The sequence below is a fragment of the Ensifer sp. ENS09 genome (assembly GCF_014852425.1).
In the GTDB taxonomy this organism is placed as follows: Bacteria; Pseudomonadota; Alphaproteobacteria; order Rhizobiales; family Rhizobiaceae; genus Ensifer.
The window spans coordinates 222,144-241,254 of sequence record NZ_JACVBP010000005.1 but is presented as its reverse complement, the minus strand read 5'-3'; the positions used below and the strand labels follow the sequence as shown (position 1 = coordinate 241,254).

At 65.0% G+C, this 19,111-nt stretch carries 17 protein-coding genes; 7 read left to right on the top strand and 10 right to left on the bottom strand.

Annotated elements, in window-relative coordinates:
• Window positions 1-5: 5 nt before the first annotated feature.
• The 3 genes from IB267_RS25645 to IB267_RS25635 form a co-directional block, all read right to left on the bottom strand.
• Complete coding sequence (locus IB267_RS25645) at window positions 6-713, bottom strand: class I SAM-dependent methyltransferase (protein WP_192450304.1); 708 nt, start codon at window positions 711-713, stop codon at window positions 6-8.
• Between the two features lie 141 nt (window positions 714-854).
• Window positions 855-2,027: a glycerate kinase gene (locus IB267_RS25640; RefSeq protein WP_192450302.1), complete on the bottom strand. Its 1,173-nt coding sequence runs from the start codon at window positions 2,025-2,027 to the stop codon at window positions 855-857.
• 172 nt (window positions 2,028-2,199) lie between these two features.
• On the bottom strand, window positions 2,200-3,678 hold the full coding sequence (locus tag IB267_RS25635) for an SLC13 family permease (protein ID WP_246810839.1): 1,479 nt from the start codon (window positions 3,676-3,678) through the stop codon (window positions 2,200-2,202).
• A 227-nt stretch (window positions 3,679-3,905) separates the two neighbouring features.
• On the opposite strand from IB267_RS25635, the gene IB267_RS25630 reads away from it, so the two are divergent.
• Entirely contained in the window at window positions 3,906-4,355 is a 450-nt protein-coding gene (locus IB267_RS25630; protein ID WP_192450301.1) for a pyridoxamine 5'-phosphate oxidase family protein, read from the top strand.
• Between the two features lie 46 nt (window positions 4,356-4,401).
• Here IB267_RS25630 and IB267_RS25625 read toward each other — a convergent pair whose 3' ends face one another.
• The 7 genes from IB267_RS25625 to IB267_RS25595 form a co-directional block, all read right to left on the bottom strand.
• On the bottom strand, window positions 4,402-5,238 hold the full coding sequence (locus IB267_RS25625; protein ID WP_192450299.1) for a universal stress protein: 837 nt from the start codon (window positions 5,236-5,238) through the stop codon (window positions 4,402-4,404).
• 213 nt (window positions 5,239-5,451) lie between these two features.
• Complete coding sequence (locus IB267_RS25620; RefSeq protein WP_192450297.1) at window positions 5,452-6,696, bottom strand: Gfo/Idh/MocA family protein; 1,245 nt, start codon at window positions 6,694-6,696, stop codon at window positions 5,452-5,454.
• A gap of 77 nt (window positions 6,697-6,773) precedes the next feature.
• Window positions 6,774-7,793, bottom strand: coding sequence for a LacI family DNA-binding transcriptional regulator (locus IB267_RS25615; RefSeq protein WP_192450295.1), 1,020 nt, complete (start codon window positions 7,791-7,793; stop codon window positions 6,774-6,776).
• On the bottom strand, window positions 7,790-8,746 hold the full coding sequence (locus tag IB267_RS25610) for an ABC transporter permease (protein ID WP_192450293.1): 957 nt from the start codon (window positions 8,744-8,746) through the stop codon (window positions 7,790-7,792). Before IB267_RS25610 ends, IB267_RS25615 begins: the two co-directional genes overlap by 4 nt.
• Complete coding sequence (locus IB267_RS25605) at window positions 8,743-9,735, bottom strand: ABC transporter permease (RefSeq protein ID WP_192450537.1); 993 nt, start codon at window positions 9,733-9,735, stop codon at window positions 8,743-8,745. The genes IB267_RS25610 and IB267_RS25605 overlap by 4 nt, the downstream gene beginning before the upstream one ends.
• Window positions 9,735-11,240, bottom strand: a complete 1,506-nt coding sequence (locus IB267_RS25600) for a sugar ABC transporter ATP-binding protein (protein WP_192450291.1) — start codon at window positions 11,238-11,240, stop codon at window positions 9,735-9,737. The genes IB267_RS25605 and IB267_RS25600 overlap by 1 nt, the downstream gene beginning before the upstream one ends.
• A gap of 159 nt (window positions 11,241-11,399) precedes the next feature.
• Window positions 11,400-12,425 (bottom strand): ABC transporter substrate-binding protein, encoded by a 1,026-nt coding sequence (locus tag IB267_RS25595; protein ID WP_192450289.1) that lies wholly within the window; start codon window positions 12,423-12,425, stop codon window positions 11,400-11,402.
• 450 nt (window positions 12,426-12,875) lie between these two features.
• Between IB267_RS25595 and IB267_RS25590 the strand changes: the two genes are divergently transcribed.
• The 6 genes from IB267_RS25590 to IB267_RS25565 all read left to right on the top strand — a co-directional run bounded on the left by IB267_RS25590 (window position 12,876) and on the right by IB267_RS25565 (window position 19,054).
• Complete coding sequence (locus IB267_RS25590) at window positions 12,876-13,694, top strand: DUF3100 domain-containing protein (RefSeq protein ID WP_192450287.1); 819 nt, start codon at window positions 12,876-12,878, stop codon at window positions 13,692-13,694.
• 15 nt (window positions 13,695-13,709) lie between these two features.
• On the top strand, window positions 13,710-14,222 hold the full coding sequence (locus IB267_RS25585; protein ID WP_192450285.1) for a hypothetical protein: 513 nt from the start codon (window positions 13,710-13,712) through the stop codon (window positions 14,220-14,222).
• A gap of 112 nt (window positions 14,223-14,334) precedes the next feature.
• The gene (locus tag IB267_RS25580; protein WP_192450283.1) at window positions 14,335-15,492 is read left to right on the top strand and encodes a M20 aminoacylase family protein; all 1,158 of its coding nucleotides are present in this window, start codon (window positions 14,335-14,337) and stop codon (window positions 15,490-15,492) included.
• 24 nt (window positions 15,493-15,516) lie between these two features.
• Entirely contained in the window at window positions 15,517-16,434 is a 918-nt protein-coding gene (locus IB267_RS25575) for a LysR family transcriptional regulator (RefSeq protein WP_246810838.1), read from the top strand.
• Between the two features lie 16 nt (window positions 16,435-16,450).
• Window positions 16,451-17,494 carry an NAD(P)-dependent oxidoreductase gene (locus IB267_RS25570; RefSeq protein WP_192450281.1) on the top strand — a complete coding sequence of 348 codons (1,044 nt, stop codon included), beginning with the start codon at window positions 16,451-16,453 and terminating at the stop codon, window positions 17,492-17,494.
• A gap of 18 nt (window positions 17,495-17,512) precedes the next feature.
• Entirely contained in the window at window positions 17,513-19,054 is a 1,542-nt protein-coding gene (locus IB267_RS25565) for an aldehyde dehydrogenase family protein (RefSeq protein ID WP_371742637.1), read from the top strand.
• Window positions 19,055-19,111: the final 57 nt, after the last annotated feature.

Sequence of the window (19,111 nt, the reverse complement as noted above, 5' to 3'; positions counted from 1 at the left end):
AGGGACTACGGCTTTCGCCAGTCCATGACCAGGAACGAGGGAACCCTTCGAAAGAGATCCGTCTGCTCCGGGTCGCCGCCCCGCGGCAATGGTTCGTCGAAATAGCGCAACTGCAGGCCCGCTCCCAGCAACAGCGACATATAGGTGCTGAGCGGCCGGTGCCAGTTGATCACCCGAAGATCGCCCCAGCCGATCCAATCGGACCGTTCGTCCATGTAATGGTCGATCATGAAGCTGCGCTTGCCATCGGCGCCATCGCGCCAGCCGGTCGGATTGCTGGCGCTGTAGAAGCTGGTCAGGTTCGCGATCAGCAGATGACCGCCTGGGCGCAGAACCCGGTTCATCTCGCCGATCGCCGCCTCCAGGTCGGCAACGTCGATGAGGCTGAGATAGGCAACGACGAGATCGAAGGTCTCGTCCGCGAAAGGCAATTGTTCGGCCTGTGCGATAAGATAGTCACCATCCGGATGCAGGAGTCTCGCCTGGCCAACGAGCGACCCGGCGGGATCGATGCCGACCGTGCTCAGCCCCTCCGCCGTAAGCAGCCGGCAGAACCGCCCTTCGCCGCACCCGACATCGAGGACCGTTCCTGCCCCGCTTCGCCGCGCCCGTTCGAGCATGGGCACATCGAGAACGAAACGCCGCGCAAAATCCCCTTCGACGCCCAGCCCGGAAATCCAGGCCGCCGCCGACTCTTCCCATCCGTTTGACATTTGACGTTTGGTCCTCGTGATCCGTCCTGCGTTTACGAAGACTGAGAGGACAATCTCGGCGATTGCGTGACGGTAGCCACCCGTACGGTTCCGGCGGGAGGCGGCAGCGCCACCATCCCGCCAGACCGGTCAATGCGTCGATCAGGCAGCCAGTCCACGCTCGTTCAGGAGCATGCCGACGCGCACCATGCGCACGGCATCTTCCGCCGCACGCACCAGCAGTTTCGGCGCTGCATTGATGGCGTCGTCGAGGGTGCACGGCGCCTTCAGGATTGAGGCGAAGGCATCGATGCCGTGGTCGAAGTTGAGGGTCACGCCCTTGCCGATGGTGCCGGCGAGCGCGATGACCGGGCGCCCTGCGTCCTTGGCCCTATGGCCGACCTCGGCCGGCACCTTGCCGAACGGCGTCTGCCCGTCGAGGCTGCCCTCTGCGGTGATCACCAGGTCGGCCCTGCCGATCATGCTATCGAGATCGAGATAGCGCATGACGATGTCGTAGCGCGGATGCAGTGCGCCGCCGAGCAGCCCCATGACCGCCGCGCCGAGGCCGCCGGACGCGCCCGCTCCCGGTGCGTCGCCGACCGCAATGCCGGTCGTCGCCTGAATGGCCGCGGCATAGGTCTCCATCGCTGCCGCGAGCAGCTCCACCTGCTCCGGCGTCGCGCCCTTCTGCGGCCCGAAGACGCGGGCGACGCCGCGTTCGCCGAGCAGCACATTGTGCCAGTTGACGGCCGCGTCGATGCGAACCTCGGCAAGACGCGGATCGCGACCGGACATATCGATGCTTGCCAGCGAGGCAAGCGCCGCACCGCCGGGCGCGAGCGGATTGCCATCGCTGTCGAGCAGCTTCACGCCCAAGGCCGCGGCCATGCCGGCGCCGCCATCGTTGATGCCGCTGTCGCCGCAGCCGAGCAGGATACGGCGGGCACCGGCGTCCAGCGCCGCCCGGATGAGCTCCCCGACACCGTAGCTGGTGGTGATGCAGGGGTTGCGACGATCGCGCGGCACCAGCCGCAGACCGGCCGCCGCCGCCATTTCGATGACGGCCGTGCGTTCGGACTGACCACCGAGGAAACCGAAATGTGAGGCGACGGGCTCGCCGAGCGGACCGGTGACATCAAGTTCATGCAGGCTGCCGCCGGTAATCGCGACGAGCGCCTTGGTGAAACCTTCACCGCCGTCGACCATGGGCACCTTCAGAACCTCGGCATTCGGGCAGGCGCGCAGCACGCCCTTCTCGATGCAATCGGCAGCTTCTTCCGCCGACAGGCTTTCCTTGAAACCGGACGGTGCAACCAGGATGGTAAGTGACATGTGACAATCTCCTTGCACTTTTGTGACAATGCGGATGCAAGGGAGAAACGGCGGCTCGCGACGTTTATTCCGCCCGAAATGCAGAATTCTTTCTTTTGCGGAACGAAAAACAAAAGAGCCGAAGCGAACGACGCTTCGGCTAAAAACATGTCTATATATCAGATGTTTATTGTTACGTCGCCAAGCCGATTGCCGGCCAGATCACAAGGGCGAAAAGGGCAAGCAGCGCGATGAACGGGAGGGCCAGCATCAAGGCCAGACGCAGCAGATCGGAAGGGCCGAAAGCCGGTGGTTCCATGCCTCCGAACAGCGCCACGGGTTTGGCCGAAACCATCAGCGTCTGGCAGAAACCACTACCTATAGCTGTAACCATGATGAGGCTGGCGGGGCTGACCCCGAAGCCTGCCAGCGGCAGCGCCACAGCCGGAATGAGCACCGTCGCCCGCGCCGTTCGCGAGGCAATGACGATATGGGCAAAGGTCGCGACCGCGATGGCAAGAAGCACGACCAGCCACGCCGGCGGCTCGCCGATCTGGCCGAAGGCGCCGATCAGGCGATCGGCAAGCTCGGTCGCCGTTCCGGTCGACAGCAGCGCTTCGCCGATGACGAGCGTGCCGGCAAGAAACAGAAGCAGGTTCCACTCCACACCTTTCAGCGCCTTGCGAAACGGCATGCCGGAGATCTTTTCCGACGCCAGGATCAGAGCGCCGACGAGTGCCACCACCGGCAGCGCGATGCCGTGCAGGTCCGAGGTCGCGAGTGCGGCGACGATCGCCGCGGTGACAGCGAGGATCGCCTTGTCGCGCGCCGAAAACGGACGTTTCTCTGTCGGTGCGGCCGGCAGGTCGAGGCGCCAGTTCCGATCGGTATCGTCGAGGAAGAAACGCAGGATCAGGCTGCAGGCAATCAGGCTCGTCAGCAGCGCGAAGGGTGCTGCAAGCAAGGCCCAGCCGAGGAAGCCCGGTGCTTCGCCACCGCTGCGGCGAATGAAATCGACGGCGACGAGATGGGCGCCGGCGCCAGTCAGCGAAGCGGCCGCCGAAAGCAGGATCACCGACGGAAACAGCAGCGCCAAAGCGCGGGTGATGCCGGGACGGCCGATGGTCGAGGCGAGCCCCAGGAAGACGGGCATGAAAATGGCCGCCCGTGCCGAGGTCGAGGGAATGACGAAAGCCGTCACGAAGATCGTCAGCGTCACTACCCAGAACAACCGGCTGACGTCGCGGAAACGGGCGAGCAGCCGGAAAGCGAGCCGCTCGACGAGGCCCGATGCCTGCAACACCGCCGCAATCACCGAAGCCGCCATCATCAGCCAGACGATGTCGTTGCCGAGCGCGGCGTAAACCGCCTCCTCGCCGACGGCACCGGTCACGGCCAAGGCCGCCGCCCCGGCAAGCGCCACCGGCGTTTCCGGCAGGTCGAAGATCGTCCAGCAGATCAGCGTCGTCGCAAACACCATCAGCGAAAGGCGCATCGGCAGCGTCAGGCCGTCAGCCGCGAGAAAGATCAGGACGGCGGCAAAGGCGACGAGCATTACGCCGACGAGCAGGCGCACCTGGCTCACCGGCATATGGCCGTCAATGCGTTCGGCTACCGCCGCGTTCAGGGTGACGAGGTCTTTTTCCGAAGCGATCACCGGGCTGATGGTCATAGCTACGCTCCCTTTTTGCTGGCCGACGCTCGCAAGCGGCAACCGCGCCGCACGAAGCCATCAGGCTGATGTCGTGGGAGGGCAAACGGAGCCCCGGGCGATTTATTCCCCCGCTCCAGAATTTTTTCGGCTTTCTTGCCCTATGTCCGAAATGAGCGAGATCAATGCCGGTCCGTCTGACCGGCAGAGACTGATGCTTGGATGACCTCTTTAAAAAGGAGAGTTTGATGTTGATCAGGGAAATGTCGCGGCAGGAATGCATCGACCTCGTCGCCGAGAACCATATCGCTCGCCTCGGGTGCGTCCGGGATGGCCAGCCCTATGTCGTGCCCATCCAATATGCTTTTGCCGCCAACAGGCTCTACGGCTTTTCGATGCCCGGGCAGAAGATCGACTGGATGCGGGCCACTCCCCGCGTCTGCATTCAAATGGACACGGCAACGGACCGGCAGGACTGGCGAAGCGTCGTCATCTACGGCCGCTATCAGGAACTGCCGGATACGAAACAATGGCATCGCGAGCGCATGAACGCCTGGTCGCTTCTCGAACAGCGCGTGAACTGGTGGGAACCGGGCGGCCTGAAGCCTGGCGACCAGGTGATTGCCGGCGCCTCGCCGCATCTGTTCTTCGAAATCGAGATCGACGAGGTGACCGGACGGGCAGCGTCCGTGGGTTGACGGCCGTCGGCGCGCAGTTAGATCGCTGCGCGCTCGGCCCTGCCGGTCAATGGGCCATGAGCACGGGAACCACGGCGTTTTCGAGCATCGACCGGGTGACGCCGCCAAAGACGCGTTCGCGCATTCTGGAGTGGCCATAGGCGCCCATGACGATCAGATCGGCCGCCACGTCGGAAGCGAACCGATTGATCACGTCGTCGACGCTATGACCGCCGCTCGGCAGCCGCTCGACGGAAACCGAAACGCCGTGCCGGGCAAGGTAACCGGCAATATCGGCGCCCGGTTCCTCGCCGTTCTTGCCATACGCCGAACGCGGGTCGACCATCGTCACGTGCACGGTCCTGGCCCCCTTCAGAAGGTCGAGCGCTTCACGCACGGCACGGGCCGCTTCCAGCCGGGAGTTCCAGGCAAGCACGACCGTCTTCGGATCAAGCCGCGCCGGCTTGCCCTTGGGCAGGACGAGGACCGGTCGGGCGGAGTTGAACAGCGTCCCGTCGATGGTGCGCGACCGTAGCTCCGGGTCCAGCATCAGGCCGTCGCCGACCAGCGTCAGGTCGGCATAGCGGGCGCGCTCGCCGATCTCGTCATCCGCCCAGGCGGCTTCGGTGTATTTCGTCTCGACGCTGAACGAGATGCCTTCCCGGGTGAGAATGTCGGTTGCACGCGCCACGCAGGATTCGAGCTTGTCGACTTCGCGCTGACGTTCGTTCAGCCAGTCAATCGAGATGGCGGCGGCAAAATCGCCGATCGGTGGAGAAGCGGCGAGCTTGACGATCAACAGGCAGAGGTGAGCGTTTGCCGAGGCGCAGACCTGTGCCGCGGCACGCAGATCGTCTGCAGAATGATCGACGCCGACGACGGCGAGAATGGTTTTGTATGTCATCGCGTTTCCTCCTCGCGACCGGACCTAAGGACTGGGTGAGCCTAGGCAGATGCGCGCGCGGCGACATTGATCCCCGTCAACCGGGATCATGGAGGAAAGCGTATACGGCCCTCGTTGCTTGCGGGGCGGCGAAGACGGTCATCGCCTCCGCCGCCCAATTGCTCAGCAAACTCGGCCCACCGCCCCGATCGCGCGGGCGCCGAGCATCAGTCGTCAGGCACCCCGGCGTGCCACGACCGGCACGTAATGTTCCAGTTCCGGCGCCGGGAAGTTGAGCGTCGCATTGATTTCTGCCGACCGGTAAAGGCCCATCAGCATCTCGACGACGGCAAGCCCGTCCTCGAAGGTCTCGAGCGGCTTTTCGCCCTTGCGGAAGCACTCCACCATATGGCGGTTCTCATCCGTGTAGCCATAGACGCCGGCCTCGTCCTCGAGCACCGGCATCAGGCCCTGTTCGGCGTTCTGCTTCTCGACGAGGTCCTCGCCTTCGGACCCCTTGACCTCGCGCGACATGAAGATCTTAAGGCCGGTTGAGAGCGAATTGTATTCGAGCGCATATTCCGGACCGAGCAGTTCGAGCTGGATGCGAAGTCCAGCGCCGACATAGGCCCAGGAGGTGGTCGCCTCGATCATCAGCTCGTTGCCGTCCTGATCCTCAAGCGTCACCGTGGCACGGGCAAAGTCCTCGGACGGCCGGTTGCGATAATCGACCTCGCTGCCAAAGCGGTTGCGCAGTTGTTCGGCATAGTGCGGCCGCGTCCATTTGAGATTGGCGACCGTGCCGTTCACCGCCTTGATCTTCAGCGAATTGCGCGGCGCGCCGGGCGCCGTCAGCAGGTAGCGTGCGACTTCGACGCTGTGGCACATCATGTCTGAGAGCACGCCGCCGCCCTGCTTGTCCCCCTGCCAGAACCAGGGCTCGTGCGGGCCGGAATGTTCCTCGGCCGCCCGCGCCAGATAGGGGCGGCCGGTGGTGGACGCCGCGCGCCGCCAGATGATTTCCTTGCCGCGCAGCACCGGCGTGCAGAAGACCTGGTTTTCGAGATAACCGTGGTTGAGGCCTGCATCTTCGGCCAGCGACAGCATCTCGCGGGCTTCGGCCACCGTGCGCGCCAGCGGCTTTTCGCAGGCAACGGCAAAGATCCTGCTGCGGCCGTCCTTGACCGCCTTGTGCAGCGAACGCATGACGTCGATGCGGGTGTAGTTGGGCGAGAGGATCCAGACTGCATCGACGTCATCGGCGGTCAGCAGCGCTTCCAGGCTTTCATGTGTGCGGCAGGTTCCGAGACCGAGGGATGCGACTTCGTTTGCAAACTTCTCGCGGTTTTCCGCCTCGCGGCTGAAGACGCCGGTGACCTCGACATTGCGCACGCCGATCATCGATTTCAGGTGGAAATGGGCGATGAAGCCCGATCCGACGAAACCCACGCGCAGCGTCTGCTTCGGTAGCTGTGTCATTCTCTTCTCCCATTGATCGAGTGTGATAACGGCGGGATCGGGACGTGCGGAAACCACGTGCGTTCATCCCGCTCCGGCTATTTTCGCGGCGGTGCGGTGCTGCCACGGATGTTGAGCGTCGTCGGCAGGACGATGGCCGGCTCTGCTCCGACGTCGCCATCCGAGAGAACGTTGAGAAGCTGGGACATCGCCGTGCGGCCGATGTCGGCGCGCGGCTGGCTGACGGTCGTCAGCGGCGGATAGAAGGCTTTGCTGAGATAGAGATCGTCGAAACCGACGACCGAGACGTCGCCCGGAACATCGCGGCCGAGCCGCCGCAGCGCATGGATGGCGCCATAGGCCATCTCGTCGTTGGCGGCGAAGATCGCCGTCGGCGGTTCCGCCAGGGCGAAAAGGTCCGCGGCGCGGGCCTCGCCGCTTTCGAGCAGGTAATCGCCGCGAACCTCGTACCCCTCGGGAATATCAAGGCCGGCGGCCTTCATCGCGACCCGGTAGCCGTCACGGCGATGGACCGCCATGACCTCCGGCAGCGGACCGGCGATATGGGCGATGCGGCGATGACCGAGCGCGATCAGATGTTCGACCGCAGCCTGAGCCGCGGCCACATTGTCGATCTGCACATGTGGGAAACCGGATCCCTCGATCATTTCCAGCGCGATAACAACAGGCAGATGCGAGAGATCGGCACTTTCACCCGGCTGCGGTGGCGGCAGCTTGCCGGTCATCAGGATCATGCCGTCGGCATGGCCGTCGCGCAGCATGTTGAAGTACTCGACCTCGCGGTCCGGATCGTTCTCGGTGTTGCCCATGAGGACGGCGTAGCCGGCTTCGCGCGCCGTCGCTTCCACGCCCTTGAGGATTTCGAGATAGAAGGGGTTGCCGACGTCGCGCACGACGAGCAGCACCGACATGGAGCGGCGGGTCCGCAAGTTGCGGGCGCTGACATTCGGGCGATAGTTGAGCTCGCGCGCCAGCGCGTTGACGCGCTTGCGTGTCTCGTCGGTCACCAGCGACGAGCCGCTCAGCGCCCGCGACACAGTTGCGACCGAGACTCCGGCGCGTTCTGCGATATCCTTGATCTTCGGCCGCTCGCTCATGCGCGCATCGCCCTCCCGCGGCCATAGAACAGCATGAGCAGTAGCAGGGTGGCGCCGAACACCATCTGACGCCCGGATTCGTCGATGTTCACCGTCGTCAGGATGCCCTGAAGGATGACAAGCAGCAGCGCGCCCGCCATGGTGCCCGTGTAGCCGCCCTTGCCGCCGGCAAGCGACGTGCCGCCGAAGACGACGGCGATGATCGATGAGAGCATGTATTGCTCGCCGACATTGGCGAAGGACGAGCCGGAGTAACCGAGCAGGCAGAGCCCGGCGATCGCGGCGAACATGCCCGAGATCATGAAGAGACCGATGCGCATGAGCCGAACCGGCACGCCGGCCATATAGGCCGCGTGATCATTGGAGCCGATCGCGTAGATCCGATGACCGAAGACGGTGCGGTTCAGCATGAAGGCCATGAACAGGCCGATCGCGACCCAGAGCCAGATGATGCCGGGAATGCCGAGCGCAATCGGCTGGGTCACGAAGGCGGAGAGGCCGGGCGCGGCGCGGCCCGAAGGGATGCCCTGGCGAATGACCACCAGGAGGCCCTGCAGCACGCCGAGCATGCCGAGCGTCATCACCAGCGGCGGGATGCGCAGAAGCGTGACGCCGAGACCGTTCAAAAGTCCGAAGACGGCGCCGGCTGCGAGGCAGGCAAGCACGGCCGGCAGGATGCCGCCATCGGCACCGTTCATGACATTGCCAGCAATGATCGCCGAGAGCGACACGACGCCGCCGACGGAGAGATCGATGCCCTCGCGGCCGCCGAGAATGACGACATTCTGGCCGGCAGCGACGATGCCGAGCAGCGAGGCGACGATCAAGAGCCGCAGGATCTGGTCGGCCGAGGCAAAGCCCGGCGAGAGGCTTTGGCCGAGAACAAGCAGCGCGACGATGAGGATGAGCGCCACGACCAGCGGCCGTTTGAAGAAGGCGAAAACCGAACTCATACGCGTGCCCTCCGGCCGGCGAGCACGCCCGCCATCAGGACGATCAGAATGGCGAGGCCCTGGACGAAGTTCTGCCATTCCGACGGCGTGCCCATGAAGAAGACCAGCGAATTGACGAGGCCGATCGTCAGCGCGCCGAGGAGCGAGCCGACCACCGTCGTCCAGCCGCCGGCAAGCGCACTGCCGCCGAGCACGACGGCGGCGACGCTATAGAGCGTCATCTTGCCGCCGACGAGCGGATCGCCGCTCGCCGTATCGCCCGTCAGGCAGAAGGCGGCGAGGGCAGAGAACAGGCCGCAAAGCAGGTAGCCCTTGATGCGGACCGCGACGACCGGAAGCCCCGTCTGATAGGCCGCCTGCTGGTCGTCGCCAACGGCCAGAAGTTCAGTGACGATGCGGGTGCGCGACAACAGAAAGAGCAGGATCGCGAGGGCCGCGAGCACGTAGAAGACGAAGGGCAGGCCGAGCAGCCGTCCGCCATAGGTGCGCCAGAAGATTGTCGGCGCCGGCGTGCCGGCGACGGGCATGACATAGAGCGCCAGCCCGGTGAAGAAGATGCTGGTCGCAAAGGTCGCGACGATCGCCTGCAGCCGAAGGGCCGCAACGACCAGTCCGTTGACCAGCCCGCAGGCAAGACCGATGAGGAGCCCAAGCGTCAGCGCAAGCAGTACCGCGCCTGCGCCGCCGCCCCAGCGCTCCATCAGCACGACGATTGCGACATTGACCAGCGACAGCGTCGCACCGGCGGAAAGGTCGATGTCGCCGGCGGAGACGACATAGGTTTGGGCGATCGCGAGCATGACCAGCGCCATGTAGGTGCTGAGCAGGCCCGCTAGAGAGCGGAAGCTGAGGCTGTTGGGCGAAAAGAGGCCGTTCAGCGCCAGAAGCGCGATGAGGATGACCAGCGCCGGCAGGAACGGGTAACGCTCGAGCCAGGAGCGCAGGCCACCGCTCCTTGGCGTAGAAATGTCTGTGGCGATCGATGTCATCATGCGGCCTCGTATGCAGCCTGGTAGAGATTGTAGCGGGTGCGATCGTCGCCGGTCAGTTCGCGCGTCACCGAGCCGCCGTTGAAGACGAGGATGCGGTTGGCATTACCGAGCAGTTCGGCGTCCTCGGACGAATAGAGCAGGATGCCGAGACCCTCGGCCGCAAGCTGCCGGATGAGTGCAAAGAGATCGGCCTTGGCCTGGAGGTCGATGCCCTTGGTCGGATCGTCGAGCAGCAGCACATCGGGACGATCGATCAGCCAGCGGGCGATGATCACCTTCTGCTGGTTGCCGCCGGAGAGCGAATTGATCGGATGGAAGAGGCTCGCAAACTTGGTGTGCATCGCTTCCAGCGCCGGCATCGCCTTGTCCCGAAGGCTTGAGGGTCGCGCAAGCATCAGCCGGTCGCGCAGATAATGGATCGGCGTGACGTTCTCGATGATCGGACGGCCGCTGATGACGCCGTCGCGACCGCGGTCGCCGGAGACATAGGCGCAGCCGCGGCGGATGGCGTCACGCGGGCTTTTGGCTTCGTAGCGTTGGCCACCGATCGTCACCGCGCCGGATGTGACGGTGCCTGCGCCGAATATCGCCCGCAGCAGCGCCGACTGCCCTTGGCCGTGCAGGCCGCCGAGGCCGAGGATCTCGCCCTTTGCAACCTCGAAGCTGACATCGCGAAAGCCCTTGCCCGCGAGGTTGCGAACCGAGATTGCCGCTTGTGCCCCGATTTCCACCACTGCCGGCGCCGAGGATCGCGCCGCCGGCATGTCGCTGGCGCCGCCGACCATCAGCCGGATGACCGTTGCCGGATCGGTCTCGGAGAGCTTGAGCGTCTCGATGGTTTCGCCATCGCGGATGATCGTGACGCGATCGCCGATCGCGGTGATTTCATCCATGCGGTGGGAGATGAAAATGATGCCGCGCCCCTGCGCCTTCAGATCGCGCAGGATCTCGAAAAAGCGATCGACCTGAGCGCGGTCGAGCGCCGAGGTCGGTTCGTCGAAGATCAGGATCGGCGCTTCGCTCGCGAGCGCCTTCATGATTTCGACCAGTTGCCGCTGGTCGGCGCGCAAGTTGCCGACCAGCGCCTCCGCATGAAAGCCCACGCCGGAGACCTCAGAAAAGAGTGCGATGTAGCGCGCCGCGCGCGCCTTCAGCGCTTGCCGGTCGATGAAGAGGCCTGCCTTCACCGGCAGGGCGGAAAGGCAGATGTTCTCCTCGACCGACCGGTGGCTGGCGAGGCTGAGTTCCTGGTAGAAGATGCCGATGCCGGCGGCGCGCGCGGCCTGCGGCCCGGTGATCGTCACGGCCTTGTCGTTGATCAAGATCTGGCCGCTGTCGGGTCGCACGCTGCCGGCAATGATCTTGCAGAGCGTGCTCTTGCCGGAGCCGTTGGAGCCCATCAGCACATGCACCTCACCGGCGGCGATCTCGAGATCACCGCGGCGTAGCGCCAGCGTTGCGCCGTAAGCCTTGCTCACGCCGTTCAGTCTCAGTTTCGACATCGGCTGTCGTCCACTTGGTTGTTTGCCGCACCATCAGGGATGCCCGTGTCTCGGGACAGGCTCCACTGCGGCGCTCCTTCACGCCGATCGGCCTTGTTCGCCATCGGCGGCAACGGTCGCCGGACGGCTCAAGACAGGAGCCGCCCGACGAAACCGTGCTTACTTGAACAACGCCGTGGCGTCGTCGATCGAAAGCGCGTTGGTGTAGGAGTAGTAGCCCGGCTTGCCGTCGAGCTGCTTGGCAGCGTCGCCAAGGTTCTTCGAGTCGATGAACGGGATCGGCAGATACATGGCGTTCTTGTACTGACCGGCCGTTGCCGGCTCCTTCAGTTCCTTGCCCTGCAGCATCAGCACCGCGACGTTGAGCGCGCTTGCCATGACGCCGGGCGGGTTGACGGTCGCGCCGGAATTCAGCTTGTCCTTGCTCCAGAGATCGATGAAGTCCTTGCGGATTTCGCCGGTCGCGGCGATCTGGCTGGTCTTGCCCGCATCCATGATCGACTTCCAGGCACCCGCCGCCATGCCGTCCTGCACGACGACGCCGTTGATGTCAGGATAGGTCGCAAGGATGTTCTGCATCGCCTGCTGGCCCTGGGCCTGATCCCAGTTGGCGTTGACCTCGTTGACCACCTGCAGATCCGGATAGTCCTTGAAGACACTCTTGTAGCCGGCAACGCGCATCTCGTTGGCCGGGTGGCCGGCAACGCCGTTGATGGCGACCACCTTGCCCTTGCCGCCGAGCGTATCGGCGAGCCACTTGGCGCCGGCCGCACCCCAGGCCGTCTGGTCGATGCCGACATAAGTCGCATCCGGCGAGGAAACCTCGGCGTCCGTCGCGATCACCAGGATGCCGGCTTCCTTCGCCTGGGCGAAGATCGGATCGAAGGCCGTCGGGCTGTTGGGGTTGATGATGATGGCGTTGACGCCCTCGGCGATGAAGTTGCGCACATGCGCGATCTGGCCGGGCACGTCGACATTGGCGCTCTGGACGGAGACTTCGACATCGACGCCCTTCTCCTTCCACTTCGCCGCGGCCTCCTTGGCCTCGTCGATCATCTGCGTGCGCCATTCGCTGCCGACCCAGCCGTTGGACAGGCCGATCTTGAAAGTCTCGGCATTGGCGACAGAAGCGGAAATAGCAATGGTTGCGACAGCGCCAAGCGCTGCGGCGATAAATTTCTTCATCAGATCCTCCCAAATCTTGCGAAAACCATGAAGCCAGAAAATGTAATCGATTTCAATGGGGGTTTTCAGGGAATTTTGTTGGCTCTCGTTTTCCGTCGCCGGGAGGATCAAGGAGATGATGGAGAGCGTGGGCGCAGGCGGAATGGACTTCGGCAAGTCTCTCGCCGAAAGAAGCCAATAGCGCTTGGCTGCCCCTCCCCGCTGTGCGACAGCAAGGGCAGAGGCGTTGACGATTCGTCGTTGCGCCAACTGGAATGAACTGCAGGAATGACGCCATGACACGAAGGCGCTCAGGGATCGATCCCGATGGCCGCCCGAACAGCGGCCCGCCCGTTGCTCAAATCGCAACACTTCGTTGCTCGCCGGCCGGCTAGCCGCAATTTGCCCTCACCGCCTACTCTGAACGCTGGGCAAAGAACAACAACTGGCTCCCAACCAGAGGAGAACATCATGACCGGGAAAACCGGAGCCGCCTCGGGCGCGCTCTATCTCCATATCCTTGTGCTGGCGATCGTCATCGTCTCCGAGCTGATCGGCATTCAGCGCCTGCCGATCGGCATCGGCACCGTCATCTTCCTGCCGATCCTTTACGCCTTCGCGCTCGGCATCGCCTTCAATCCGGCCATTTTCAAGGCGACCGGCAAGTTCCTGTCGCGCGACGCGGTCAAGCTTTCCGGCGCGATGATCACCGTTGCCATCATGCCGTTCATCGCCAAGTTCGGAACGACGGTCGGCCCGCAGATTTCGCAGATCATCGAGGCCGGCCCGGCGCTGGTGCTGCAGGAACTCGGCAATCTCGGCACGATCATGGTCGCCTTCCCGGTCGCAGTGTTTCTTCTCAAGATGGGCCGTGAAGCCGTCGGCGCCACCTATTCGATCGACCGCGAGCCGAACATCGCGCTGATCGCCGACAAATACGGCCTCAACTCGCCGGAAGGTGCCGGCGCCATGGGCGTCTACGCGACCGGCACGCTGATTGGCACCTTCGTCTTCGCCATCATGCCGCCGATCGTGCATGGCCTCGGCATCTTCGACGTGCGCGCGCTCGCCATGTCCTGCGGCGTCGGCTCCGGCTCGATGCTCGCCGCATGTACCGGCGGCCTCGTCGCGGCCGTGCCGGACCAGAAGGACATCATCCTGGCGCTCGCCGCCGCGAGCAACATCCTGACCTACGCCACTGGGCTTTATGTCGGCATGTTCGTCGCGCTGCCTTTGACGGAGTGGCTCTACAACAAGGCTCGCCCGTCCGAGCGTCGCACCGCAGCCTGATCGGGAGAGAGAACCATGACCAACCAGAACACTTCCGCCAACTACGCCGACGATCTCCCGCTGAACCCGGAGGACGAGCGCAAGCTCGACGTCGTCGGCCATGCGGGCCTGCTGATCATCGCCTGTGCCATCGGCCTCGTCGCCAACTGGGTCGGTACCGGCACCTCGCCGCTCACCGCACTGCCGGGCATGGCGACGCTCTATGCCGCCTGCATCGTCGGCCTGGCGCTCGCCCGCTTCGTGCCCTTCTACCTCCCAAGCGTCGCCTGGGTTTCGCTGATCGCGATCCTCATCACCATCCCGGGCGTTCCGGGTGCAGCCTGGGTCAGTGAGCAGGTCGAGCACCTCAACTTCCTTGCACTGGCGACCCCGGCGCTAGCCTATGGCGGCCTGGCTTTGACCGCGAGCGAATTCGCGATCGCCCGCCGCTCCGGCTGGAAGATCGTCATCGTCGCGATCTGCGTGATGGTCGGCACTTATATGGGCTCGGTCGTCGTCGCCGATCTCTTCCTGCGCCTCGGCCAATAACGCAGGCGCGCAATTCCAAGGAGAACTGCGAAGCGGTTTTCCGTCCGGAACTGTGCAAAAAAGGGTCGGCCGCTCTGCGGCCGGCCATCCCTCTAATGACAGGACGCACGCCATGATACGCCACGACATCAGCCCCGAGCGCATCGAGGAAACGATCCGCTGGCGTCATCACCTGCATGCCCATCCCGAGCTTGCCTTCGAGGAACGCCAGACCGCGGCCTTCATCGCCGGCCGGCTTGCCGAATGGGGCATTGCCGTGAAGGACGGTTATGGCGGCACCGGGGTTGTCGGCACGCTCAGGCGTGGCACATCGAACCGATCGATCGCCATTCGCGCCGATATGGACGCCTTGCCGATCGTCGAGACGAGCGGCGCTGCCTACGCCTCGAAGACGACGGGCAAGATGCACGCCTGCGGCCACGACGGCCACGTCGCCATGCTGCTTGCCGCCGCCCGGCAGGCAAGCGAGATGGATTTCGACGGCACCGTGCACTTCATCTTCCAGCCGGCCGAAGAGGCCGAGGGCGGCGCCCGCGTCATGGTCGCCGACGGCCTCTTCCGCGATTTCCCCGCCGATGCCGTTTATGCCCTGCACAACTGGCCGGCGCTCGATGTCGGCACGGTGGTGGCCCGCGACGACGCGATGATGGCCGCCTTCGGCGTCTTCGAGATCACTATCACCGGTCGCGGCGCCCATGGAGCGATGCCGCATGAGGGCGCCGACCCGTTGGTCGCGAGCGCCCAGATCGTCACGGCCTTGCAGACAATTGCCAGCCGCAACGTCTCGCCGCTCGAAGCCGCCGTCGTCTCCGTCACGCAGATCCACGGTGGCGACGCCTGGAACGTGATCCCGGAGAAAGCCGTGATCCGCGGCACCACGCGCTGGTTCGACAAGGCGGTCGGCGATACGCTCGAAAGCCGCATGCGCACGCTCGTCACCGCGCTCGCGGAGGGCCTCGGCTGCAAGGCCGAGCTCGACTATCAGCGCCGCTACCCCGCAACCATCAACGATCCGGCGGCCGCCGCGCTCGCCCGCTCGGTCGCCGCTGCGGACCCTGCCTTGACCGTCGTCGACGCGGCCCCCAGCATGGCGGCGGAAGACTTCGCCTTCATGCTCGACGAACGCCCCGGCTGCTACCTCTGGCTCGGCGCAAGACGCGAGGGCGCTAACCCCGGCCTGCACTCGCCGCACTACGATTTCAACGATGCGATCATCGGCCAGGGCGTAAACCTCTGGACACGCCTGATCGCGACCTCGCTTGGTCGTTGACCGCAAGGGAATTCCGTCGCATCCATGACCACCATGGACGTACTCGACGCGAAAGCGCTCAGGATCTTTATGGCGGTTGCGCGCATCGGCTCGATCCGGGGCGCTGCGGAGCATATGGGGCTGGCGCCATCCGTCGTCAGCCGCCAGATTGCCGACACCGAACGCGACATCGGCCTGTCCCTCTTCGAGCGCACCGCCCGCGGCACGGTTTTGACCGACGCCGGTGAACTGGTGCTCGAACACGGCAAACGGGTGCTCGAGGACAACGGGCTGCTCGCCGAGCAGCTCGACCAGATCCGCGGCGTGCAGCAGACCCGCATCCGCATTCGCTGCGGCGAAGGCTTCATGGCCGATCTGGTGGAGCACGGGCTCTCGTCGTTTTCGAAGGCGCATTCCTATGTGCGCTACATCGTCGAGCTCGGCAGCACCGAAGATGTCGTCGACGCCATCGCCAACAGCGACGCCGACATCGGCATCGCCTACAATCCCCTGACCGAGCCGCGCATTCGGGCGCTGGCGATTGCGCGCCAGCCGCTCTGCGTCATCGTGCAGGCGGGCCATCCGCTGTCCGAGCGCGGCATCCTGAAACTTGCCGATTGCCTCGCCTTCCCCTGCGCCTTGCTCGGGAAGGGCAATGGCGTGACCCAACTGGTGGCGCGCGTGGCGGCCGATGCGGGGCTGGCGCTGGCGCCGTTGCTTGAAACCCATTCGATCGAGGTGCTCAGGCGTTTTGTCGCCGCCGGCCTTGGCGTCACCTTCCTGCCGCGCACGTCCGTCACTGTCGAAATCGCGCGCGGGTCCATGCAGGCGATCGATCTCGCCGATCCGCTGCTGAGCGAGGCGAGTGCGCATCTGATGGTGCGGGCGCACCGCCGCCTGCCGCTGTCGGTCGAAAAGCTCGGCCAGCACCTTGCACAGGAAATGCAGTCCTTCCGCTCCTAGGCAGCTTCCCGGCCCTATGAACCCGCGTGCCGCTGACGCGCGCCTGCCCGTCGCCGTTGGCCCTCCAGACGTTGCCACGCCAGCAACGCATTGTACCAGGCGCGCCGTCTACCCGCTCACCAGCCCGCGTGCCACCTTCTCCGGATCAATCAGATCATACGAGGGTAAGCGGATCATGACGGCGGAACGAACGACAGTGGGCGTGGTGGGACTGGGCGCCATGGGGCTCGGCATGGCGACGACGCTCGCCGGAAAAGGCTTTTCCGTCAATGGCTTCGACCTTTCCGACGCACGCCGCGTGCTCGCCGCCGATGGCGGGGTGACCCCGGTGGCCTCCCTCGCTGAGGTCTTCTTCGACACCGATTTCATCGTCTTCTCGCTGCCGACCGCCAAGGACGTGGCAGCCGTCGTCGAGGCCAATCTCGAGGCGCTGAAGGAGGCCGGTCGGCGGGTCGTCATCATCGACACCTCGACCTCCGAGCCGGATGTCTCGCGTGATCTCGCTGCCGCCCTTGCCGGTCTCGGCCACGGCTTCATCGACGCGCCCGTCTCCGGCGGACCGGCGGGTGCCGCAAACGGCAAGCTGACGATGATGATCGGCGGCAGCGATCAGGATGTCGCCCTTGCCGGTCCGGTCATCGACGCGATGTCGGCCAAGGCCCTGCATGTCGGCCCGAGCGGCGCGGGCAACGTCGCCAAGCTCGTCAACAACCTGCTTGCCGCGGCCCATATGGTTACGACGGGCGAAGGGCTGAAGCTGGCGCTTGCCGCCGGGCTCGATGCCGAAGAGGCGCTGAAAGTGCTCAACGCCGCCTCCGGCAAGTCGATGATCAGCGAAGTGCATTTCCCGACCTGGGTGACGAACGGCCGCTTCGACAGCGGCTTCACCATGGGCCTGATGCGCAAGGACGTGCGGCTTGCCAGCGAGCTTGCGGCGCGCACCGGCGCCGAGCTTCCGCTGGCAAGCGCCGTCGCCAAGCTCTGGGCCGAAAGCCCGCTCGACAACGCCGAAGACTTCACCCGCATGGGCGCCTTCCGCCCCGTGGCCAACGACAACTGAGACCTGAAGGGAACGACGATGAACGACATGACCATGCCCGCCAAGGCCGAGCGCATCCGGGCGCTGTTCCACGGCCTCATCCCCGGCAGCGAGATCGGCAGCTATGTCGACGGCACGCTGGTACCCGGCTCCGGCGACGAACAGGCGCTGACCGATCCGGCGACCGGCGAAATCTTCGCCAACTTCAAGGATGCCGGCGCTGATGTCGTTGACGCGGCGATGCAGGCGGCAGCGCGCGCCCAGCGCGAATGGATTTCGATGACGGCTTCGGCGCGCGGCCGGGTGATGAACGAGATTGCCCGCAAGATCCGCGAGCGCGCCGGCGAGATCGCTGAACTTGAAAGCCGCTCTGCCGGCCGGCCGATCCGTGACATCCGCGGCGAGGCGCTGCGCGTCGCCGAGATGTTCGAATACTACGCCGGCTGGTGCGACAAGCTGCACGGCGAGGTGATCCCGGTTCCGACCTCGCACCTAAACTATACCCGCAACGAGCCGGTCGGAGTCGTCGCCCAGATCACCCCCTGGAACGCACCGCTCTTTACCGGCGGCTGGCAGATTGCGCCCGCGATCTGCGCGGGCAACGGCGTCGTCATCAAGCCGTCGGAACTGACGCCGCTGAGCACCCTCGTGCTCGGTGCGCTCTGCGAGGCGGGCGGTGCGCCGCGCGGCCTCGTCAACGTCATCGCCGGGCAAGGCGTGACAGCCGGCCAGGCGATGGTCGCCCATCCGAAAACGGCACTCGTCGTCTTCGTCGGCTCGGCGCTTGCCGGTTCGGCCATTGCGGCAGCGGCTGCGAAGAACGTCGTGCCCTGTATCCTCGAACTCGGCGGCAAGTCCGGCAACATCGTCTTTGCCGATGCCGATATCGACCGCGCCATCGTCGGCGCCCAATCGGCGATCTTCTCTGGCGCCGGCCAGAGCTGCGTTGCCGGCTCGCGCCTGCTCGTGCATCGCTCGGTGCACCAGCAGTTCGTCGAGCGTTATGCCGAGGCTGCCGCCCGCATCCCCGTTGGCGATCCCTACCTGGATACGACGCAGATCGGTCCGATCAACAACGCCCGCCAATGGGCAAAGATCGAGGAAATGGTCAAGCAGGGCGTGGCCGAAGGTGCGACGCTTGCAACCGGCGGCGCCAAGCCGGCTGCCCTTCAGTCCTCCGGCGGCTTCTATTTCGCGCCGACCATTCTCGACAACGTCAAGCCGGACATGACGATCGCCCGCGAAGAGGTCTTCGGCCCGGTCGTCGGTGTTACCGTCTTCGACGACGAGGAAGAGGCGGTGACCCTCGCCAACGACAACCCCTACGGCCTTGCCGGTGCTGTGTGGACCCGTGATGTCGGCCGCGCCCACCGGGTCGCGTCGAAAGTGCGGGCCGGCACCTTCTGGATCAACGGCTACAAGACGATCAGCGTCATGTCGCCCTTCGGCGGCTTCGGCCGCTCGGGCTACGGCCGCTCCTCCGGCCGCGACGCGCTGATGGCCTACACCCAGACGAAGAGTGTCTGGGTCGAGACGGCAGAGAACCCGGCCGTCGTCTTCGGCTATTCGCCGGAAGCCTGATCTAGACATCTCCTGAAACGAGAAACGGCCGGCGAATGCCGGCCGTTTCTTTATGTG

What these genes read in the sequence shown, in the direction of transcription:
- IB267_RS25590 (WP_192450287.1), top strand. Translation starts at nt 12,876, where the DNA reads ATGACCGGGAAAACCGGAGCCGCCTCGGGCGCGCTCTATCTCCATATC.
- IB267_RS25615 (WP_192450295.1), bottom strand. Translation starts at nt 7,793, where the DNA reads ATGAGCGAGCGGCCGAAGATCAAGGATATCGCAGAACGCGCCGGAGTC.
- IB267_RS25635 (WP_246810839.1), bottom strand. Translation starts at nt 3,678, where the DNA reads ATGACCATCAGCCCGGTGATCGCTTCGGAAAAAGACCTCGTCACCCTG.
- IB267_RS25600 (WP_192450291.1), bottom strand. Translation starts at nt 11,240, where the DNA reads ATGTCGAAACTGAGACTGAACGGCGTGAGCAAGGCTTACGGCGCAACG.
- IB267_RS25620 (WP_192450297.1), bottom strand. Translation starts at nt 6,696, where the DNA reads ATGACACAGCTACCGAAGCAGACGCTGCGCGTGGGTTTCGTCGGATCG.
- IB267_RS25595 (WP_192450289.1), bottom strand. Translation starts at nt 12,425, where the DNA reads ATGAAGAAATTTATCGCCGCAGCGCTTGGCGCTGTCGCAACCATTGCT.
- IB267_RS25570 (WP_192450281.1), top strand. Translation starts at nt 16,451, where the DNA reads ATGAACCCGCGTGCCGCTGACGCGCGCCTGCCCGTCGCCGTTGGCCCT.
- IB267_RS25575 (WP_246810838.1), top strand. Translation starts at nt 15,517, where the DNA reads ATGACCACCATGGACGTACTCGACGCGAAAGCGCTCAGGATCTTTATG.
- IB267_RS25605 (WP_192450537.1), bottom strand. Translation starts at nt 9,735, where the DNA reads ATGACATCGATCGCCACAGACATTTCTACGCCAAGGAGCGGTGGCCTG.
- IB267_RS25565 (WP_371742637.1), top strand. Translation starts at nt 17,513, where the DNA reads ATGAACGACATGACCATGCCCGCCAAGGCCGAGCGCATCCGGGCGCTG.
- IB267_RS25630 (WP_192450301.1), top strand. Translation starts at nt 3,906, where the DNA reads ATGTTGATCAGGGAAATGTCGCGGCAGGAATGCATCGACCTCGTCGCC.
- IB267_RS25610 (WP_192450293.1), bottom strand. Translation starts at nt 8,746, where the DNA reads ATGAGTTCGGTTTTCGCCTTCTTCAAACGGCCGCTGGTCGTGGCGCTC.
- IB267_RS25640 (WP_192450302.1), bottom strand. Translation starts at nt 2,027, where the DNA reads ATGTCACTTACCATCCTGGTTGCACCGTCCGGTTTCAAGGAAAGCCTG.
- IB267_RS25585 (WP_192450285.1), top strand. Translation starts at nt 13,710, where the DNA reads ATGACCAACCAGAACACTTCCGCCAACTACGCCGACGATCTCCCGCTG.
- IB267_RS25645 (WP_192450304.1), bottom strand. Translation starts at nt 713, where the DNA reads ATGTCAAACGGATGGGAAGAGTCGGCGGCGGCCTGGATTTCCGGGCTG.
- IB267_RS25625 (WP_192450299.1), bottom strand. Translation starts at nt 5,238, where the DNA reads ATGACATACAAAACCATTCTCGCCGTCGTCGGCGTCGATCATTCTGCA.
- IB267_RS25580 (WP_192450283.1), top strand. Translation starts at nt 14,335, where the DNA reads ATGATACGCCACGACATCAGCCCCGAGCGCATCGAGGAAACGATCCGC.